The 18,292-nt window shown below is 30.3% G+C and carries 18 protein-coding genes and 2 pseudogenes; 4 read left to right on the top strand and 16 right to left on the bottom strand.

Annotated features, from left to right (window positions below; genetic code table 11):
* Positions 1–3: 3 nt before the first annotated feature.
* From ELQ06_RS07305 to gap, 3 genes are read right to left on the bottom strand one after another with little or no spacing between them, the layout of a single operon-like run.
* Positions 4–675 (bottom strand): triose-phosphate isomerase, encoded by a 672-nt coding sequence (locus ELQ06_RS07305; protein WP_052794211.1) that lies wholly within the window; start codon positions 673–675, stop codon positions 4–6.
* Positions 672–1,874, bottom strand: coding sequence for a phosphoglycerate kinase (locus tag ELQ06_RS07300; RefSeq protein WP_002859679.1), 1,203 nt, complete (start codon positions 1,872–1,874; stop codon positions 672–674). Before ELQ06_RS07300 ends, ELQ06_RS07305 begins: the two co-directional genes overlap by 4 nt.
* A gap of 2 nt (positions 1,875–1,876) precedes the next feature.
* Complete coding sequence (gene gap, locus ELQ06_RS07295) at positions 1,877–2,875, bottom strand: type I glyceraldehyde-3-phosphate dehydrogenase (protein WP_052794210.1); 999 nt, start codon at positions 2,873–2,875, stop codon at positions 1,877–1,879.
* 59 nt (positions 2,876–2,934) lie between these two features.
* Between gap and nadD the strand changes: the two genes are divergently transcribed.
* Positions 2,935–3,480: a nicotinate (nicotinamide) nucleotide adenylyltransferase gene (gene nadD / locus ELQ06_RS07290; protein WP_052794209.1), complete on the top strand. Its 546-nt coding sequence runs from the start codon at positions 2,935–2,937 to the stop codon at positions 3,478–3,480.
* A 27-nt stretch (positions 3,481–3,507) separates the two neighbouring features.
* Entirely contained in the window at positions 3,508–3,834 is a 327-nt protein-coding gene (gene rsfS / locus ELQ06_RS07285) for a ribosome silencing factor (protein ID WP_052794208.1), read from the top strand.
* 33 nt (positions 3,835–3,867) lie between these two features.
* Here the strand turns inward: rsfS and ELQ06_RS07280 are convergent, their stop codons facing one another.
* Together ELQ06_RS07280 and pgmL are read right to left on the bottom strand one after the other, a co-directional pair.
* Positions 3,868–4,245, bottom strand: coding sequence for a DUF1090 domain-containing protein (locus tag ELQ06_RS07280; protein WP_002875241.1), 378 nt, complete (start codon positions 4,243–4,245; stop codon positions 3,868–3,870).
* A gap of 47 nt (positions 4,246–4,292) precedes the next feature.
* Positions 4,293–5,682 (bottom strand): annotated as a pseudogene (gene pgmL / locus ELQ06_RS07275) (phosphoglucosamine mutase PgmL).
* 102 nt (positions 5,683–5,784) lie between these two features.
* Between pgmL and fliL the strand changes: the two are divergent.
* The gene (fliL, locus tag ELQ06_RS07270; protein ID WP_002855429.1) at positions 5,785–6,321 is read left to right on the top strand and encodes a flagellar basal body-associated protein FliL; all 537 of its coding nucleotides are present in this window, start codon (positions 5,785–5,787) and stop codon (positions 6,319–6,321) included.
* Complete coding sequence (gene acpS / locus ELQ06_RS07265) at positions 6,322–6,669, top strand: holo-ACP synthase (protein WP_002825806.1); 348 nt, start codon at positions 6,322–6,324, stop codon at positions 6,667–6,669.
* Here acpS and ELQ06_RS07260 read toward each other — a convergent pair whose 3' ends face one another.
* The 11 genes and pseudogenes from ELQ06_RS07260 to ELQ06_RS07210 form a co-directional block, all read right to left on the bottom strand.
* A complete protein-coding gene (locus tag ELQ06_RS07260; RefSeq protein WP_002880391.1) occupies positions 6,670–7,089 on the bottom strand; it encodes a hypothetical protein in 420 nt (139 codons plus the stop codon).
* On the bottom strand, positions 7,086–8,447 hold the full coding sequence (locus ELQ06_RS07255) for a cytochrome P450 (protein ID WP_002880390.1): 1,362 nt from the start codon (positions 8,445–8,447) through the stop codon (positions 7,086–7,088). The genes ELQ06_RS07260 and ELQ06_RS07255 overlap by 4 nt, the downstream gene beginning before the upstream one ends.
* Positions 8,444–9,565, bottom strand: a complete 1,122-nt coding sequence (locus ELQ06_RS07250) for a hypothetical protein (protein ID WP_052798029.1) — start codon at positions 9,563–9,565, stop codon at positions 8,444–8,446. Before ELQ06_RS07250 ends, ELQ06_RS07255 begins: the two co-directional genes overlap by 4 nt.
* 72 nt (positions 9,566–9,637) lie before the next feature.
* Positions 9,638–10,822 (bottom strand): capsule polysaccharide modification protein KpsS, encoded by a 1,185-nt coding sequence (gene kpsS / locus ELQ06_RS07245; RefSeq protein ID WP_052798028.1) that lies wholly within the window; start codon positions 10,820–10,822, stop codon positions 9,638–9,640.
* Complete coding sequence (locus ELQ06_RS07240; RefSeq protein WP_052821032.1) at positions 10,819–12,888, bottom strand: capsular polysaccharide biosynthesis protein; 2,070 nt, start codon at positions 12,886–12,888, stop codon at positions 10,819–10,821. The genes kpsS and ELQ06_RS07240 overlap by 4 nt, the downstream gene beginning before the upstream one ends.
* Positions 12,885–13,397, bottom strand: coding sequence for a cytidine diphosphoramidate kinase (locus ELQ06_RS07235; RefSeq protein ID WP_002903883.1), 513 nt, complete (start codon positions 13,395–13,397; stop codon positions 12,885–12,887). The genes ELQ06_RS07240 and ELQ06_RS07235 overlap by 4 nt, the downstream gene beginning before the upstream one ends.
* Entirely contained in the window at positions 13,387–14,148 is a 762-nt protein-coding gene (locus tag ELQ06_RS07230) for a CTP:phosphoglutamine cytidylyltransferase (RefSeq protein WP_002825812.1), read from the bottom strand. The genes ELQ06_RS07235 and ELQ06_RS07230 overlap by 11 nt, the downstream gene beginning before the upstream one ends.
* A 1-nt stretch (position 14,149) precedes the next feature.
* The gene (locus ELQ06_RS07225; protein WP_052798026.1) at positions 14,150–14,752 is read right to left on the bottom strand and encodes a gamma-glutamyl-CDP-amidate hydrolase; all 603 of its coding nucleotides are present in this window, start codon (positions 14,750–14,752) and stop codon (positions 14,150–14,152) included.
* Entirely contained in the window at positions 14,743–17,082 is a 2,340-nt protein-coding gene (locus tag ELQ06_RS07220; RefSeq protein WP_052798025.1) for a PEP-utilizing enzyme, read from the bottom strand. Before ELQ06_RS07220 ends, ELQ06_RS07225 begins: the two co-directional genes overlap by 10 nt.
* Positions 17,083–17,096: 14 nt before the next feature.
* The gene (locus ELQ06_RS07215; RefSeq protein WP_002825818.1) at positions 17,097–17,858 is read right to left on the bottom strand and encodes a class I SAM-dependent methyltransferase; all 762 of its coding nucleotides are present in this window, start codon (positions 17,856–17,858) and stop codon (positions 17,097–17,099) included.
* 53 nt (positions 17,859–17,911) lie between these two features.
* Positions 17,912–18,292 (bottom strand): annotated as a pseudogene (locus ELQ06_RS07210) (SAM-dependent methyltransferase); the annotation flags it as partial.

The following is an 18,292-nucleotide window of genomic DNA, read 5'->3' as shown; positions in this document are numbered from 1 at the left end:
CTTTTATCCTTTGATTAATTTTATAAAATTTTCTACTTTTAAAGCTGCAGAGCCTATCAAAACTCCACCACAATGATTTACACTTAAAATTTCTTTGATATTATTTTCATTCACGCTTCCACCATAAAGCAAAGGCGCCTTGGTTAAACTCACTAAAAATTCAAGCACTTTAGCGATATCTGTACTTTGTGCACTCACTCCCGTTCCTATAGAATAAATAGGCTCATAAGCGATAATGAGTCTTTCATAATTTAAATCAATAATTTCAAGTTGTTTTTTTAAAAACTCTAAAGTCTTGCCTGAATTTTTTGTATCTAAATTTTCACCTATACAAAAAACAATTTTATAACCATGCTCTTTAGCAAAATCAAATTTAGCTCCAATAAGCTCTTCATCTCCTAAAGCTCTTCTTTCAGAATGCCCGATTAAAACACATTTGATCCCAAATTCGTCCAAATGCTCTTTTCCAAGCTCGCCTGTAAAAGCACCATTAACACAAGGATAAAAATTTTGGGCTCCTTGTATGAAGTTATTTTCATTTTCTAAAAATGCTACACTAGGTGGGAAAACGATAATATCATCACATTTTGCTCCCATAGTTTTATTTAAAATTTCAGCATAAATTTTAAAACTTGCTCTTGTGTGATTGCATTTTAAATTTGCAGCAAAGATCATTCATTTTCCTTAGATCTTAAAGCTTTTACACCTGGAAGTTCTTTACCCTCTATAAGTTCAAGAGAAGCGCCACCTCCAGTAGAAATAAAAGTCATCTCATCTGCATCACCTGCGCGCGCAACCACATCAGCTGTATCACCGCCTCCAACAACAGAAGTTGCATGCCCTTCACTAATATAATGACTCATTTTAATGCTACCTTTTGAAAATTTATCAATTTCAAAAACCCCCATAGGTCCATTCCACCAAATCGTTTGCGCATCAGAAATCACCTCTTTAAAAAGTCTCACACTTGCAGGTCCTATATCTAAACCCATCCAACCATTTGGAATTTCTTGTGCTGGAACAAATTTCATCGGCGCATCTTGTGAGCACGCAGGAGCGGCTACAACGTCTACTGGAAGATAAATTTTCACTCCTAAATTTTTACCTTTAGTAAGAATTTTATTAGCTTCTTCTAAAAGTTCTTCTTCTAAAAGTGAATTTCCTATATCATAACCTAAGGCTTTTAAAAAAGTAAATGCCATACCTCCGCCTATGATTAATTTATCTACCTTTGGTAATAAATTTGTCAATGCTTGAAGTTTTCCACTTACCTTTGAACCTCCAACAACAGCGACAAAAGGACGTGCTGGATGTTTGATAAGATTGCTTGCAAAATCAATTTCTTTTTGGAGTAAAAATCCTGCACCTTTGTGTTTTTCATCAAAAAATTTAGTAATAGCCTCCACGCTAGAATGTGCTCTATGGCATACTCCAAAAGCATCATTGATATAAACTTGAACCATAGAAGCAAGTTCTTTGGCTAAATTTTCATCATTTTTAGTTTCGCCTTTTTCAAAACGCAAATTTTCAAGAAGTAAAATTTCACCCACTTTTAAATTCATAGCTTTGGTTTTTGCATCTTCGCCGATAACATCTTTTGCCATAACAATTTCTTTATCTAAAAGTCTAGCAAGACGCTTAGCAACAGGTTCTAAAGAATACTTGGAGCTAATTTCTTTTGGGCGTCCTAAGTGAGAGGCTAAAATCACACTACAACCATTATCCAAACAATATCTTATCGTAGGAATAGCTGATCTTATGCGTCTATCATCGGTGATATTTAAAAAATCATCTTGAGGAACATTAAAATCACATCTTATAAAAACTTTTTTCTTAGCTAAATCAATATCTTTTATAGAAATAATATCACTCATGATTAAGCCTTATTTGCAATATATACTGCCATATCTACTAGACGACTTGAATAACCCCATTCATTATCATACCAAGCAATCACCTTGATAAAATCATCCGCAATCACTTGAGTTAAATCACTTGCCACAATGGCCCCATAAGAACAAGTGATAAAATCGCTTGAAACTCTTTCATCATCATCCACCATTAAAATGCCTTTTAAATTTGTAGCTGCAGCTTTTCTAAAAGCTTCATTGATTTCATCTTTGTTAACTTTACGGCTTAGTTGTGCAGTTAAATCCACGCTTGATACATCAATCACTGGCACACGCATACTTTGTCCATGAAGCTTGCCATTAAGCTCAGGCATAACAAGTTTCATAGCTTTTGCTGCGCCTGTAGAGGTTGGAATGATATTTTGCGCTGCAGCACGAGAACGGCGTTTATCTTTAGCCTTAGCATCAATAATACTTTGTCCATTTGTATAAGCATGTATCGTTGTCATAAGTCCTTTTTCTATACCAAAATTATCTTGTAAAACACGACAAACAGGACCTAAACAATTTGTTGTACAACTTGCATTAGAAATAATGCTTTCACCCTTGTAAAGTTCTGAATTTACTCCTAAAACATAAGTAGGTGTATCATCTTTTGCAGGAGCACTCATGATCACTTTTTGCACTCCCATATCTACAAATTCTTGACATTTTGCCATAGTTAAATGTGCTCCTGTGCACTCTAAAACAATTTGTGTGCCGTATTTTGCAAAGTCAAGATCTTTTACATTGCGACTTTTAAATACTTTGATTTTTTTACCATTTATCACTAAATCATCGCCTTCACTATCAACACTGCCTTTAAATTCACCATGTACTGTATCGTATTTAAAAAGGTATTTTGTAAGTTCAATATCTGTAGTATCATTTATCGCCACAAGCTCAATATCATTTCTTTCTAAGATGATTCTTGCAACACATCTGCCTATGCGTCCAAAACCATTTATAGCAACTTTTACAGCCATTTAATTTCCTTTTGCAAAATATAATGTTAATATTCTACAAAAAAAAGGTTAAAATTTTAATGAAGATAGCACTTTTTGGTGGCAGTTTTGATCCGCCACATAATGGACACAATAGCGTTGTTTTAGAGGCTTTGGAAAAATTAGATATTGATAAGCTTATTATTATGCCTACTTATATTAATCCTTTTAAACAAAGTTTTAGTGCTGATGAAAAGCAAAGATTCTTATGGGTTAAAAAACTTTGGGGACATTTGCTAAAAGTTGAAATTTGTGATTTTGAAATCAGGCAAAAACGCCCTGTTCCTAGCATAGAAAGTGTTAAGTATCTTTATAAGCTTTATAATCCTAGTAAATTTTATCTTTTAATCGGTGCAGATCATTTAGAAAAACTTCACCTTTGGCATGATTTTGAAAAACTTAATTCTTTAGTAGAATTTGTTATTGCTAATCGCAATGATATAGAAATTCCTAAGAATTTTAAAGATTTAAAAACCAATAAAAAAATCGCTTCTTCTTTCATACGCAACACTCTAAATACAAATGAAGTCTGCGAAGAAATTAAAGATGAAGTAAAAAAATACTATGAAAAATTACAAAAAAATTGATACAATTTCAAAAATTAAAGGACAATAATGCAAGAAAGAATAGATTTAATCGTTAAAATTTTAGATGAAAAAAAAGCTGAAAATATCAAAACCATTGACATGAGCGAGCAAGAATACTTTGTAAAATATGTCATTATTGCAGCTACTTTAGGAGAAAGACACGCTCTATCCTTGATCGATGAGCTTAAAACACAACTTAAAGCCAAAGGTGAGGAATTTTTAAACATAGATAGTAGCGAAGAATGGAGCGTGATCGATCTTGGCGATATTTTAATCCACCTTTTAACACCAGAACATAGAGGAATTTATAATATAGAAGAATTACTAGAAAACCTTAAAAAAGGCAAGGTTTAAAAAGGCTAAAAATTTAATTAGCCTTTTTAGTTTTTAGAGATTATCAATATATTCTTCAATCTCTTTTTTGATTTTCTCTTTTTGTTCTTTTAAAGCTTTTTTCTTAGCTTTATACTCAACCTTACTCATATAGTCTTTTTGATCATGTAAAGCATCGAGTTCTTTTTCGATTTTTTCCACTTCTTGTTCTTTAAGTTTTTTAGCTTCTAGTTTTTTATCATAAAACATAGGATCTTTAGTGCAATCATTTTGCACTTGCTTTAAAGCAAGTTCTAAACTTAAAGTTCTAGCTGTGTCATTATGTGCTTTAGAAAAACTGATTTCTTTATTAATACGATCAATTTTTTTATCGCATTCACTTGCACCAAAAGCAAAAGCACATAGCGTAAGCAGAACAAGTATTTTTTTCATTTTTTATTCCTTTTTAAGATAAATTTAAATCGCGAAATATTATCTCATCAATTCTTAAATCTAGCTTTTATATCATCAAATAAAGTAAACACCATACTTTCAAGCTCTTTTGCTCTTTCTAAAGATGTTGCCTCAAAGCGTGTGATAAGATAAGGGCTAGTGTTAGATGCACGAAGCAAAGCCCATCCATCGCCAAAATCTATCCTAGCTCCATCAATTTCACAAAGACTTTTAACACCTTTTAAAGCTCCTTTTTCAATCTCTTTTTGAAATTCTTCTACAAGTTTAAATTTTTCTTCTTCATTTACAGGAATTTTAATTTCAGGTGTAGTATAAAGTTTTGGTAAAGCTCTAATCATACTTTCTAGATCAAAACCTTTATAAACAAGCTCCAAGGCTCTTAAAAATGCATAAATTCCATCATCATAACCAAAATATCTATGTTTAAAGAAAATATGCCCACTCACTTCAGCAGCTAAATCAATATCTTTTTCTTTCATCATTTTTTTGATATTAGAATGTCCTGTTTTTCCCATAAAAATAGTTCCAAATTTAGCCACTTCATCAAAAAGATTTTTAGAACATTTTACCTCGCCTAAAATGCGTGGATTAGGGATATTTTTAGCAAACAAATAACAAAGCTCATCTCCACAAAATACATGAGTTTTACTTAAAGCAACCATTCTATCAGCATCCCCATCAAAAGCAAAAGCCAAAGAATAATCTTGATTTTGATTTAAAAATTCTCTAATCGCACTTAAATTTTCTTCTTCTGTAGGATCTGGAGCATGGTTTGGAAACTGTCCATCAGGCTCTGCAAACATTACATGAGCTTTTAAATTTAAAGCTTTGATTAAAGGCTCTATCACCACTCCAACCGCACCATTTGTGCAATCAACACCAAATTTATAATTAAAATCCTTTAAAAAACTAAATTGCTCGCACATAAATTTCACATAAAGGCTTAAAATATCGTATTTTTCTACTTCTAAATTTTCTTCAATATCATCATCTAAATGCTTATAAACTTCTTTTGAAAACTCTTTTAATTCCACACCAAAAAAACTTTCTTTATTGATAGTGATTTTAAAACCATTATAATCTTTTGGGTTATGAGAGCCTGTTATCATAACATTTGCATCAAATTTCAAGCCCTCATAAAGACTAAAATACCCCAATGGAGTTGGCACAAGTCCTATATCATAGATTTTTATTCCCGCTTTGTTAAGTCCACTCACTAGATAATTAAAAAGCTCATTTGCACTATATCTTGCATCATAACCCACACTTACATTTTTACAGCCTTTATTTAGCATGGTTTGTCCTAAGCAAAAACCTATAGCCTTAACACTTTTTTCATTCAGTTCTTTGTCGTAAAGTCCTCTTATATCATATTCTCTAAAAATCACATCTAACATTTTTTTCCTTCAAATTCATCTCTTCTTTGACCTAAATTTATCGTTTTTCTAAAGCAAATTTGGATAGAAAAGAAATTTTTGCTACAATTTTACATTAATTTCACTAAATGAAGGAAAATTTATGGATGAAGAATTAGAAAACGAAGAAACGAAAAAGAAAAAAGGCGGTTCACTTGTAATTATTATTGTTATTTTACTTTTTGTTTTACTTCTTAGTATTATGGGAGTAATTGCTTGGCTTATTTCAAGCAGTTCAAGTGATGAAAGTGAAGTCAAAGAAGCTCCAAAAGAAGAGGCAAAAGCCGATAAACCTAAGGTTTCAGCCCCTACTCAACGAGGTAGTGATTTTGCTAATATAGGTCCTATGTATCCACTTGATCCTTTTACCCTAAATTTACTTAGCGATAGTGGCTCAAGATATGTAAAATGCACTATAGAATTAGAACAAAATAGCGAACTTTTAAAACCTGAACTTGACAAAAAAGTTCCAGTGATTCGTGATATTATTATTCGTACATTAACAGCTAAAACTTTTGAAGAAGTAAGTACACAAAAAGGCAAAGAACGTTTAAAAGATGAGCTAGTTGGAAAAATCAATGAAATTTTAACCGATGGCTTTATTAAAAATGTTTATTTTACGGATTTTGTAGTTTCTTAAATGCGTGTAGGCTGTGATATCATCGCCATTTCTAGAATAGAAAAAATTCATTCTAGACATGGCAAAAATTTTTTGGATAAATTTCTAAGCCCAAAAGAACAAATACTCATTAAAAATCCAGCAACTCTAGCAGGTCTTTGGGCTGCTAAAGAAGCCGCTAGCAAGGCTTTAGGTGTTGGAATTTGTGAATTATGCAGTTTTTTTGATATTGAAATATCAAAAGATGAAAAAAACGCGCCTAAATTAAAATATTCTCAAAAAATTACAAAAGATTTTAATATCACTCAAACTTCCCTAAGCATTTCTCATGATAATGGTTTTGCTATAGCCATAGTAGCTATAGTTTGATTATTTTCCTATAGTTTGCTTATCTAAATTTCTTGAAAGTATGAAATCCACCACAGGTTGTTCTCTTTTATTTGCTCTTTTACAATGATCTTTTTGAAAAAAATCTGTGATTTTTATAACAATCCTTGCCCATTTTTTGCGATTTCTTTCACGCCACGCATGAGAAGAAACGCTCTCCCAAGCATAGCCATTAAACAAGCTTGCATTTACAAAATGATCTAAGGCTCTAACACCCTGTCTTGCTCGTGCGGTATTAAAAAAAGTTCCTATAATCACGATAAAAAGATATCCTAAAACTGCTAAAGGTACTATCGCACAAAGCAAAATAGTCCCTGCTAATTTTTCTTTTAAGCTTCCTTTTAAGGTGCGTTTTACACGACGACGAAAATTGGCACGAATTTTAACTCTAACTCTTTTCATAACTCTCTTTTGCTAAATTTTATCCTCATACCATTAGCCGAACGCACTGTTAAACGCCCTACTACATCAGGTACAAATCCTTCTTCAAGTTCTAGTTTGTAAGTTTTTAAAATATTAGCCAAAATCAAAATCGCTTCTTGCATAGCAAAACCTTGTCCTATACAAATTCTTTCCCCTACCCCAAAAGGCAAATAAGCATCTTTTTTGTATTCTCCTTCAAAACGAGAAGGATTAAATCCATGCGGATTTGTCCAAAATTCTTCATGTCTGTGTATCAGCCAAGGAGCAATCACCACCCCAGAACCTTTTTTAATAAGCTTATCTCTAACTTGGGTATCTTTTTTTGCCTCTCTTGCAAAAAATCCAACAGGAGGATAAAGTCTTAAAGATTCTTTAAAAATATTTGTTAAGTATTTAAACTGTCTTAGATGCGAAATTTCAATGGCTCCACCCTGTAAAACCTGAGTAATCTCCTCATAAGCTTTTTCTTGCTCCTTAGGATAAAGACTAAGCAAATAAAGCGTCCATGTCAAAGAACTTGCTGTGGTTTCATGTCCTGCTAAAAAAAGCATAGCCACTTGATCTAAAATTTCCTCAAAAGAAAAACGCTTATTTGTATCAGCATCCACTACTAAAAGCAAAGATCCTAAAATATCTTCAAATTCTGCATTATCTGCCATATCATATCTTGGTTTTATGATATCACTTAAAACCTGTCTGATCACATCTCCGGCCTTAGCACGCTTACAATCTCCTAACACATAAGAAAGCCATTTTGGAAAACGAAACATACGACGCATGGCTGTATGCACGCTTTGCTCTTGAAAAGTCACAAATGCGTTTAAGATTTTTTTACCTTTTTCCTCATCGAGTTTTGAAGACATAATGGTGCGAAAAATCACATCAGCGGTAATAAAAGTCATAGCTTCATCTACTTCGATAACAGCATGATTTGGATACTTGCTAAAACGATCCATCATATCTGCCACAGCTTCACTCATAAGATTAAACACTTTATTGATACGAGTCATTTCAAAACTTGGACGCAAAAGCTCTCTTTGTTTTTTCCAAACTTCACCATTTGTAGTAAAAATACTCTCCCCTAAAAGCGGACTTAAAAGCTCATGTAAAAATGCACTTTTAGGAAATTCTCTAACCTCATCAACCATCATTCTTTTAACTTCTTTAGTGTCATTTATGACATAAAGATCAAAATTTGGCATCTTCACATAGCCTGTTTGCATTTTATAACTACGCTCATAAAGCCCGTCAAGCCAAGATCTACGCTTTAACAAAAAAGTTAAAAGCGTAGAAGCTTTATTTTTATAAGGTTTTGGAAAAAAGGGGCATTCACTCATATTTTTACCTTTTCTTCTAAAAATTTAGGCATTATGATGAAAGAAAAAAAATCATAATCACCTTTAACACTAATACTATAAAGATATAAAAAGTGCGCTTTGTTTTTATCTCTTTTTATTTTTTTATACTCATGTTTTTCATATAAAGTGTGAAATTTAGCACTTAAAAATGGGGGTGTAAATTTAGCATTTACGCCACTCGTGCGGAAAAAATCCACTTGAGGAAAACATGCTCCATCAATAATCGATGTGTAATCATACCATTTTAAATCAAACCTTGAAACAAATTCAAGCTTCTTTCTAAATTCATCCGCTTTTTTTTGATAACTCACTAAAGGAATGCATTCTCCTAGAGTAAGAATTTTTAACTTATGAAGTAAAGATAAATCTAAATTTTGTCTTAAAATACACTCCAAAACTTCTATACAAACTATAGTTCCAATACTATGTGCTACTAAAACAAGTTCATAATCTTGTTTATTTTCATTTTGTTTTAGCTTATCTACTATGGTATTTGCAAAAAGCTTGATTCTTTCTTGCATAGTGCCTGTTTTTTTATCTTGCCAAGTAGCACAAAAAGCACAAATTCTTGCTATCCAAAATACAGCTAATTTCTTACCTAATTTAAATAAAAAATGATTTAGTAAAAATCCTAAAAAACATCCTATGATGATAGCTAAAGAAAAATGCATATAATTTTGCAAAAAAGCAAAACTTCCAAAAGCCAAAATCAAAGAAAATAGTAAAGAAAATAACACATAAAAAAAAGGATAATAACCTGTGATAAGTTGATAAATCGACTCTTTGCCAAATTTGATAAAAAGCCCTGTGATAGTATAAATTCTAAAAAAACTATAACAATCTGCCAAAGCATCTTTATAATTTTCTGACCAATTTTTCTTAACAATATCATTCCATGTTAAAAAATGATATTTAGTTTGTACTCCTTCGCAAGAAATTTGAAAAAAAGGAAATTGCTCATTTTTTTCAATTTTACTTAAATCAACTTTAATGTTAAAAGCATGAGAATAATCTTTTAGGTTTTTTTTAAATAAATCATAATAAAATCTATAACTTTTAGGATCATATCCTGCTATATAAAATACTTCCCTATCCATACAATAATTTCTTTTTGCTTTTAATTATAACAACTTTGCTTTAAAAGCTCTCTTAATCAAAGCTTTTTAGTCTTATTTGTCTAAAAAGAAATTTTTATAAAAATTGCCGTTGAATTGATTAGTTTGTAAAAGATATTTTTTAAAATTACATACCAAAACAGGATTGGGTTTATAAGCATGAGCTTCACGCCAAAAAAATTGAAGTTTTTTTGGATAAGATAAGCCTTCAAAATCATAAAAAGCATTGCCACAAACCTTAGTCGGACAGCCTTCTAAAATAGCACTAAGGCCTACTGTTGAATTTATAGTAATACAACCCAAAGCCTTTCTTAAAAGAACTGGCAAGTGGGTATCATGAACATATAAAACCCTTCCTTCTACATGATATTTTTGACTTAAATCATTTATGAGTTTAGAATAATTCTTATAGCCCCTATCCATGGGATGGTGTTTAAAAACTAGATAAGATTTAGCTCTTGCATGGTTTGCAAAAGAAAGTATGGTTTCCTCTATAAAGTGCTCTATGCTTTTTTTGTAATGATATTTAATTTGCGTATCGCTATAAACTTGTAAAATCGCCAAAAAGTACTTTTTTTCTAAATTATAAATCTTTTCATTTAGTTTTTTTTCTGTAATCTTATAAAGATACTTTCTATACAATGATCTAAACCAAAATAAAAATTCAAAAGGATATAAAGTGCGATGATGAAGTTTGTTGTTAAAAAATGGAGCCAAAATAAAAGCAAACAACCAATACAAAAAAGCATCAAAAGCCATAAATTTAAATCCACCTGGAATTTCTTTTATGCTTTCTTTGGTAAAAATATTTTGAGAAAGATAAAAATTTTTATCACGCGGTAAAGAAGAATTTGCATTCACCCCATCTTTTTCCAAAGTAATACAATAAGGCCTTAAATATCCTTCTTCAAAAATCCATATTTCAATTCCTAATTCTTTAGCCACTTTAATAGCCTTAGCATGTATAATGCGACAATCATTATACATTAAAATAGCATCGATTTTTTTATTTTGAAAAAAATCTCTATAGAAATTTTCAAGATCTTTTTCATCACACTTACACCTCGTTCCACTAGGATAGAAAAAAAAATCTCCGCCGTTAAAATTGAGTTTAAAAACTTTGGTTTGGTTTTTTCTCATTTTAACTGCAAGATGATGAAAAAAATTTCCCACAGGCCCTTGCAAGAATAAAACATTTTTACCGCTAAATTCTTTTTTAATTTTAGTGCTAAATCTCATTTCTTTGCTAAAAATTCATAAAATCTTCTTATTTTTCTAAGCATAAAAGTTTTAAAATCTATTGCCAATTTTATATATTTTTTTGAAAAATAAGCTTTTTGTAAATTTAGCATTATATCTAAACAAACTTCAATTTCACATAAAGTTTTTGTTTTAGGATTTATATATCTTGGATATATGATTAAAGCACCTGCTACAAGCTCTTCTAGGCTTAGTTTTCTTGTTCTTCTTTCACATCTATATTTATCTTTTGTTAAACCCCAGCCCGCATAAAAAGGCATACCATAAGTAAAAACTTTTTTAGCTCTTAAAAGAGCATCAAAACCACTTGTAGAAGTAATAGTGTGAATTTCATCAGCAATTTTTATAGCGCTATCAATACTGCAATCTTTTACAATCTCATCACAAAATTCCAAGATGAGTGTTTCATCTTTTAAACCTATACGGTTGCCACTTAACACATCAGGATGGGGTTTAAAGATGATATAAGCATCTTGATTTTTAGCACGCACCTCCTTAAGCAAATCAAGAGTAGATAAGCCAAAACCCCCTAAAATCATCGAAGCATCATCTTCAACTTGAGCAGGGATTAAAATAATCTTTTGTCCTATTTTGGCATTGATCTTTAAATTTTCATGCTTTAAGCCATTGTATTTTGAAAAGCGGTTCTCAAGTAAGATTTTTATAATATTTTTTGCCCTATTTAGCATATTTTCATCAAAAATTTCGTTTTGCAAAAGCTCTTCTAATTTACTTGCTTTATTTGGATCTATGTAAAGTCCTTTATCATCAACGATTAAAGAAAAAGGGCGCGTAAGATCAGAACCTAAAGAGATTGAGCGAATAAATCCATCTTCAACTAAAGAAATTTTGGGAGTAAAATGGAGCAAATTCTCATCTTGCGCTTTTTTTATAAGAGTAGTTTTAAGAGCGTTATAATCTATCCTTTTACCCCAAATAAAAAATTTATCATTTTCTTTTAATTGTATATTCTTTAAACAATCTAAGAAATCTAGAAATATGATTTCATTGTTTTTAGCTATAAAAAAAGGTTTTACAAATTTCCTTTTCCATTTTGAAAATCCAAAGAAAAAAAGTCTATTAGAATTTGCCTTTTCTATATCTTTATATTTTGCTAAAGTTTGAATAGTATCAAAAATATTACTTTTTTGATTGAAATAAGGATTAAAATACTCAGAATAAAGTATATAAGCAGCATAGAAAACTTCTTCTAAACTTCTTTTTTGCATCCTTCTTTTACACTCTAATTTATCTTTTGTTAGACCCCAGCCCGCATAAAAAGGCATGCCATAACAAATACATTCACATTCTTGCATCAAAGCTTCAAAACCCATACCAGAAGTTTTGGTATAAACCTTATCAAAAAACTCAAGCAAGGCTACGGGATTAAAATTTTCAGTAATTAAAATACATTCTTTAGGTAAGGAATTTATATCTAAATCACTTTGTTTTTTACCGCTTAAAACATCAGGATGGATTTTTATATAAATTTTAGATTTAGGATTTTCTTTTATGGCATCTTTTATCATATCGACGGTTTTAAAACCTTTAGCAAGCCCAAATTCAAGTGAGGCATCATTGGCCGTTTGGGTGATGATTAAAACCCTTTTTTCATCTTTTTGAAAATAATCATCTGGAATATCAAGATTGTTATTATACTTGCTAATTTTATATTTTTTGATAAGCTCTATAGCTTTTTTAGCTTGCTTGATTTCTTCATCTTTAAATTCATAAGTATTTAAAAGATTTTCAAGCTTTGAAGGTGCTGTTGCATCATAATAAATGCCTATATCATCTTTAACCATAGAAAAACTTGGGCTATTTTCAACCCCTAAATTTAATGAGCGGATAAATCCATCTTCTAAAAGCATGAATTTAGCCTTATATTTTTTAGCTAAATTTATAGCTTTTAAACCTGATTTTTTGCGTCCCCAGCCAAGGAAAAGATCATCTTTATTTATTTTTGATTTTTTCTTATACAAAGAAATGGTGTAAAAATTTCTAACATTAGCAATAAGTTTTTTTGATATTGAGTAATGCTTCACAATGCCAATTTCTTTATTATAAGTTCAACTTTTTCTTCTAAATTATTTCGACAAGAATTATTGATCACTAAATCAGCCTCTGGTTTATCAAATTCTATATCAACACCAACTACATTATCAATTTCTTTATTTAAAGCCTTAGTATAAAGCCCTTTTTGATCTCTTTGCATTAATTCATGCATATCGCATTCTATATAAATTTCATAATAATTTTTTAATTGCTTTCTATTGTAATCATAAATCTCATTAAACATTGAAATCGTAGTGACAATAACCATCATACCTTGATCATTTAAAAATTTTGCAAATTTAGCTCTTTTCAAAGCCATATCTATGCGACCTTGTCTATCGTATGCATAATGTCCTAATATTTCTCTTAACTCATCTCCATCGAGATAAATAAGGTTTTTATATTTTAATTTTAATTTCTCATACAAAGCTTGACCTATAGTTGTTTTTCCACTTCCAGCTAAACCAGTAAGCCAAATAATATAAGGACTATTTATCAATTTGCACCTCTAAATCACTCATAAAATCAATTTCACACCAATTGCCATCAATTTCCACTGCTTTTGCGTTGTTGTATTTTTCAATTAAAGCTTGCAAAAAACTTGTCATGTACATATTTTCAAAATTTTTATTATCATATAAAATATCTCGATCAAGCATTTCATAAAAAGCAATAACTTCGGAAAGAAATTGATAAGAAAATTTAAAAAGTCCTATATATTGAGCTTCTATCTCATCATAGGCATTAGCTTTTTTTCCAAGTTCTATAATATAACCATTTGTCATCTTTAATGTTTCAGCATCTTCTAAAGGATTTGCAAAGCGTTTGCTCCAAAGCTTACGCCAAGACTTATCAACTACTATAGCAAGTTCTTCTTTGGCATTTATAAGCTTTTGCACGCAATCTTGAAAATAAACAATATCCGCATAAGAAATAATCAAATCTTGTTTTTCTTCGATGCATTTTAATATAAAATCTTTAGCGCAAAAAAAAGTATGAACCATATTGGTTTTATCATATTTTGAATTAATAAAAAAATGCTCGATATCATATTTATTAAGATAATTTTTTAACACTTCGTTTAAATATCCACCCACAACAGCTATTTCATTTATACCTGCTGATTTTAAAGCTTCGATTTCATAATCTATGATTTTTTTATTCTTATACTCAACCATACACTTTGGTTGATCTTTTGTTAAAGGCATCAGCCTTGATCCAAAACCTGCTGCTAAGATAATTGCATTCATATTATTCCTTGATTAAACTAAACCACTCTCTTAAAATTTGAATATTATTAAGCCCATTTTCTCTTTCAATATGCCACATTATACCAAAAATATTTTCATACTTATGTTTAAAAGCTTCTATGGTATTATCTTTTGCTAAGCAAAGTTCTACAAGATCTTCGCCTAATTTTTCAATAGCAAAATTATGAAAAGAATTGCTTATAAATTTTTCTTTTGAGAAAAATACTTCATGTTTGCCTATATGATTTTCACAAGGACTTATATGGCTATTAAAATAATGAGCTATCATCTGAGCCCCTCTGCAAATTCCTAAAAGTGGTATTTTTTCTTCTAAACAAATTTCTATAACTTGCTTTTCATATAAATCTCTCTTTTTAGATAAGACATTGGGATTATAAAAACTTAAATCATTGCCACCGCTTAATATCACAGCTTTTATTAGATGTTTATAATAAGAAAAATCTATTTCATAGCTAAGAGGAAGAGGAGTAAAATTTTTAAATAAATCTTTATTAAATAATTTTCCCCAATCCAAAGCCAAACATTCTCTTTCTTCATGATAGCTTTCGTTGCAAATAAGCCTTTGAGTAATACCTATAAACAAAATATTTGCTCACTTTCACATTCTATATTTATTTTTTTAGCTTTTAAATATTTTTCAAAATTTTCTTCTCCAACTCCTATAACAGCAGGCATTCCAAGTTCTGAGGCACGAATGGCCATATGCGAATTAGCACCCCCATAACATGTAATAAGTCCTGCTATATTTTTTGTAAATAAATAATCATATCCGGGATCTGCGGCATAAATTAAAACAATCTTTCCTTCTAAATCTTTATCATTTTCCTTTGCCGTAAATGCAGTAATACTCTTTTGTGTAATGAAATTTGGAATAATGCTATGATTATAAAAAGAAAAAATTTCATCGGCATTGCAAAGTAAAGAAGGAAGTTTTATAGCTTGTGTAAGTTCATATTCTTTTTTATTGCGATTAATTTCTTCTACAAACTGCTCTTTTGGATTTATAGAATAAAGACTAGAATAAAGATTTAAAATGCTTTTTATATCAAGATGAGCCAAATCTTCTTTTTCAATGCCATAATATTTGCCTAATTCTTCTATATAAACTATAGCTTTAGAAAGCAATCTAGTGAATTCAAATTTAACGAGCTCTCTACCCTCGATAGCCTGTTTTAAAAAATCAAAAAATTCACAAGCATCAATCTCTAATCCATGCTCTCTAAGTAAAGCATTTAAAGCTTTTGTCTTTTCTTTTGAAAAAACAAAAGCTTTATCTTGTAAATAAACTTTACTATCTTTTTGATCCACATCAAAATAAAGTTCAAAATCTTCATCATATCTTGGAGATAAAATATTATAAGTTCCTGCTCTTAAGTGTCCAAAATCTTTCAAAAATTGATCTTTGTTGTGAAAATTAAGATGGTTTGTTTGTTTGCTTAAATTTTTGCTCACTGTATTAAGTGAATTTAAAAAATCATCTTTTTCCTCTTTGGTTATAAAATCAATCTCAACTAAAGAATTTAAAAGTTGCATTGCTACAAATGCAGCCCTAGCCACCCCCGCAAAAGGCAAGGTTCCATAACGCTTGCATTCTTCAATAAGCCAATAAATTTTATCAATTAAAGAAAAATTAGAATTAATAATGCCATCATATCTTTCTTTTAGCTTATAAGCTTTTTGTATATCTTTTAAATAAAACCCTGATCTAGGATTAATAATCTTATTTGTAAGTTCCAATAATGAAAATTCTAATCTTTTGATTTCATTTTCATTAAAACCATGATTTAAAAGTTCTTCTAATTTTTTAGAACTATTAAAGTCATAACAAGAATAAACAATATTAAATTCAATCTTATCGTGCAATTCATGATTTTTATTAAGCTTATCTAAGTAAAAATTGACAAGTTTTTGTGCAATATTTTCATCTAATTTTTTTGGTATAAAAGAATTAAAAGATAATCTTACATCTACATAAGGAATGCCTAAAAAAGAATGGATTAAAGGATGGGATCTTAGATCTCTATAACCATAATTATCTCTTTGATACGCCCAGATATTATCTGTGATGATTTCTTTATATAAACTAAAAGCTAAACGCCTAGGTCTTAACCCTATGATTTCAGCTGGATTCCAATCAGGCATTACCCCAAAAATAGCTTTATCTCCCAAAACTCTAGATCTTGATTCTTTTAAAGACTCAAAACGTTTATAAAATCTATATAAAGCTTCTTTTGGTAAAGAATGAAATAAATTATTTTTTTCATGCATAACCAAAGGACGCACTTGTAAGCAAAAAAGTTCTTCCTTATCATCTTGAATAGCAAATGCAAATTCAACATCTAAAAAACAACAGTCATATAAAACTTCTAATTCTTTTATAAGTTCTATAATTTTTTGAAGTCTAATATCTTTAAATTCTAAATAATCTCTGTAATGACAGTAAGTTTTTGCACTCTTACTACTTCCATCTGTAATAGAGCTATTTGAACCATTTTCATCATATTGAAGACAAAAATAAGGGGAAAAATTATCCTTATCAACACTAAAACCAACTCCACAAAGAGTAATGTTTTCAAGCATAGGTTGAACTAAAATTTCATCGCTTTTTGATGGCATAGAATTGGCAACTTCATATAAAGCTTTTAATAACTCATCTTTAGAATCAGCTTTAATATTTGCCAAAGAAAGAAAAGCACCTGCATTGGAGTTTTTCATACTATCTTCACTTAAAGAAGAACTTCTTATAATGAGTCTATTAGCCTTTAAGGTTTGAATGTCATGTAAAACTTTATCTTCATTTGATATTAATTCTTCAAGCGAAGTTAAAACCAAAGGTAGAACTTTTGCTTTTTTTAATTTTGTTTGTAAATTTTTTAAATTTTGTGCTTTGGTTTTAAAATTCAACTCCGCCATATTTTTCCTTAGTTTTATATTTTTTTAGCACTCCAACAACGAGTGGTATATTTTATGCTAAATTCCTTAGGAAGTCTTTGTGAAATTTTATCACTAATTTTATTAAAAAGTTCATTTCCTTCATCAGTCTCCAAATCCCAATAAGGATTTTTAACACTTTTCCATGCATTAATATAATTTTCAATGCTTTGATGAAAATAAAAATCCTCTTCAATATAAACAATATTATCAAAAAGATCCTTTCGACTCTCTATAATTGGTCTTTGATCTTCTCTTCTTGTTCCCCTTGTATAATTTGGTACAAATTCTACAATAGTATCTTCAGCTATTTTTTGCACAGGATCGTTTAAATCCCTGTGATTCCACATACAAGAAAAATATCCCTCTGATTTTAATAAGCGATGAGCTTCCTCTAAGGCTTCATTTCTATCCATTACATTAAAACTACTACCAAAAGTCACCCAATCAAATTCACTATTTTGGAGTGTTGAGTTTAAGCCTGTTGCTCTAACCCAGTCAATCTTTTGATCCTTGGTTCTTTCTATCCCGATCTCACGCATCGCATCATTTGGTTCTACAGATACTACCCTACATCCTCTTTCTAAAAGCATAATGCTTAAATTTCCAGTTCCTGCACCGATATCAGCGACTTTAATATCTTTTTTTCCAACTAAACTAATAAGCATATCTATAGTTTTTGGAGCATAATTTGGTCTATAGCTATAAAATTTAGCATGCTTGGTATAATCCCACACTTGTTCTACTAGTTTTTGCATTTTATTTCCTTTTTTTTCATCTTTAACAAGCTTGATGAAAAAAAGGAGGTATTTTATGCTTTTCTAGCTGTCCATGCTCTTATTTTATAAGGAATCTCTATACTTTGCATATGAGAAATTTTAGCTTCTATCATCTCTAAAATTTCCTTCCATCTTTTTTCACCTGCTTGTGCTTGTATATCATTTACAGAATGCCAAGCTCCAAGATAACGCTCTTTATCCCAAAACTCTTTATAGTCACACTCCATAAAAAAGCAGTCTGTGAAATCTCCTGTTGAAACAAGAATTTCTTCCCATTTTTTAACATTTTGAGTGCCACTGCTTACACGAGCAAGATCTGGAACAATATGTTTAATCTCCTTTTCAATTTCATCAAAAATCGAACCCTCTACAATGTGGCGAGGATTCCAAATCGCAGTAAAATACCCCCCCCC

Source organism: Campylobacter sp. CH246, from assembly GCF_004378835.1.
Lineage (GTDB): Bacteria > Campylobacterota > Campylobacteria > Campylobacterales > Campylobacteraceae > Campylobacter_D > Campylobacter_D jejuni.
The sequence above is the reverse complement of the archived record's forward strand: the minus strand, read 5'-3'. Positions and strand labels throughout refer to the sequence as shown.

What these genes read in the sequence shown, in the direction of transcription:
- ELQ06_RS07215 (WP_002825818.1), bottom strand. Translation starts at nt 17,858, where the DNA reads ATGCAAAAACTAGTAGAACAAGTGTGGGATTATACCAAGCATGCTAAA.
- ELQ06_RS07280 (WP_002875241.1), bottom strand. Translation starts at nt 4,245, where the DNA reads ATGAAAAAAATACTTGTTCTGCTTACGCTATGTGCTTTTGCTTTTGGT.
- ELQ06_RS07255 (WP_002880390.1), bottom strand. Translation starts at nt 8,447, where the DNA reads ATGAGTGAATGCCCCTTTTTTCCAAAACCTTATAAAAATAAAGCTTCT.
- nadD (WP_052794209.1), top strand. Translation starts at nt 2,935, where the DNA reads ATGAAGATAGCACTTTTTGGTGGCAGTTTTGATCCGCCACATAATGGA.
- ELQ06_RS07300 (WP_002859679.1), bottom strand. Translation starts at nt 1,874, where the DNA reads ATGAGTGATATTATTTCTATAAAAGATATTGATTTAGCTAAGAAAAAA.
- fliL (WP_002855429.1), top strand. Translation starts at nt 5,785, where the DNA reads ATGGATGAAGAATTAGAAAACGAAGAAACGAAAAAGAAAAAAGGCGGT.
- ELQ06_RS07305 (WP_052794211.1), bottom strand. Translation starts at nt 675, where the DNA reads ATGATCTTTGCTGCAAATTTAAAATGCAATCACACAAGAGCAAGTTTT.
- kpsS (WP_052798028.1), bottom strand. Translation starts at nt 10,822, where the DNA reads ATGAGATTTAGCACTAAAATTAAAAAAGAATTTAGCGGTAAAAATGTT.
- ELQ06_RS07260 (WP_002880391.1), bottom strand. Translation starts at nt 7,089, where the DNA reads ATGAAAAGAGTTAGAGTTAAAATTCGTGCCAATTTTCGTCGTCGTGTA.
- acpS (WP_002825806.1), top strand. Translation starts at nt 6,322, where the DNA reads ATGCGTGTAGGCTGTGATATCATCGCCATTTCTAGAATAGAAAAAATT.
- ELQ06_RS07220 (WP_052798025.1), bottom strand. Translation starts at nt 17,082, where the DNA reads ATGGCGGAGTTGAATTTTAAAACCAAAGCACAAAATTTAAAAAATTTA.
- rsfS (WP_052794208.1), top strand. Translation starts at nt 3,508, where the DNA reads ATGCAAGAAAGAATAGATTTAATCGTTAAAATTTTAGATGAAAAAAAA.
- ELQ06_RS07230 (WP_002825812.1), bottom strand. Translation starts at nt 14,148, where the DNA reads ATGAATGCAATTATCTTAGCAGCAGGTTTTGGATCAAGGCTGATGCCT.
- gap (WP_052794210.1), bottom strand. Translation starts at nt 2,875, where the DNA reads ATGGCTGTAAAAGTTGCTATAAATGGTTTTGGACGCATAGGCAGATGT.
- ELQ06_RS07250 (WP_052798029.1), bottom strand. Translation starts at nt 9,565, where the DNA reads ATGGATAGGGAAGTATTTTATATAGCAGGATATGATCCTAAAAGTTAT.